Source organism: Thalassotalea sp. G20_0, assembly GCF_017744175.1.
Taxonomy (GTDB): domain Bacteria; phylum Pseudomonadota; class Gammaproteobacteria; order Pseudomonadales; family Endozoicomonadaceae; genus Endozoicomonas.
This window is the reverse complement of record NZ_JAGHQV010000264.1, coordinates 1-963: the sequence shown is the minus strand read 5'-3', so window position 1 is coordinate 963 and position 963 is coordinate 1. Positions and strand designations below refer to the sequence as shown.

Annotated in this window: 2 protein-coding genes; both read right to left on the bottom strand. The window is 46.6% G+C overall.

Going from position 1 to position 963, the window contains the following annotated elements:
* Nucleotides 1–150, bottom strand: a 150-nt coding sequence (locus J7438_RS25965) for a sugar transferase (RefSeq protein WP_209278925.1), incomplete at its 3' end; no start/stop codon positions are given.
* A gap of 1 nt (nucleotide 151) precedes the next feature.
* On the bottom strand, nucleotides 152–963 hold an 812-nt coding region (locus J7438_RS25960; RefSeq protein WP_209278924.1), incomplete at its 5' end, for a UDP-glucose 4-epimerase family protein.

The following is a 963-nucleotide window of genomic DNA, read 5'->3' as shown; positions in this document are numbered from 1 at the left end:
GGTAAAAGGCTTTTTTTTTTTACCTACCCGTTTCTGGCAAAAAAGTGGAGCACCTGTGTCGAACAGGCCAAAAATATAGATGGTCAGTAGAACAGGGAACCCAAAAACGAGGCCCAGAAAAGCTAAAACAAAATCAAATAAACGTATCACGTTATTCCTTACACTTAAGATAGCTGGCTATAGTGGAATCGATGCCCTGCTGCACCGTGAACGTCGGCACCCAATTCAGCAAATTTCTAGCCTTACTAGAGTCAATTTGCAAATTCCCCACTAAACGGTCAACCACCTCCCGTTTACCAGCGATACTGCCGGCAATCTGAAACAAAAAGGCAGGTATAGGCACTAAACGAGGTGGCCGACCCAGTGAAGCTCTAATCATGTCCAGCAATGACCGCAGTGAAAGGTCTTCACCGTCACACACCAGGAATGTCTGATTAGCGGCACTGGGGTGATCAATGCATTGAATGATGAAGTCAACCAGATTTCCCACATAAACCATACTGCGTTTGTTGTTTATCGCGCCAAAAGGTAATGGGATTGGTGTGTCGGCAAGCTTCATCAGATTGAGAAAGTTTGCCTTTACACCAGCACCATAAACCAGGGGTGGCCGGATAATAACAACTTCCATGCCTGTTTCAGCGGCAATAATCCGTAACCCGTCTTCTGCCTCTTTTTTGGACATGCCGTACGGGTCGTGAACTTCGCAGGTGAGAGACTCAGTAAACGGTTGCAAACCGGACGTTGTCTCTCCGTTAACCTTTATCGAGCTGACAAAAATAAAACGCTTTACTCCTGCCGCAGCAGCCTGGCGGGCAAGATTTAGTGTACCCGCTACATTTACCAAACGGTATTCTGATAACGGATCAGCAGCCTCATCGCCCATAATATGCGCCCGGGCAGCAAGGTGAATGATGATATCAATTCCCCGTAGAGCCACTGACCAATTGGTAGTATCGTTAATTA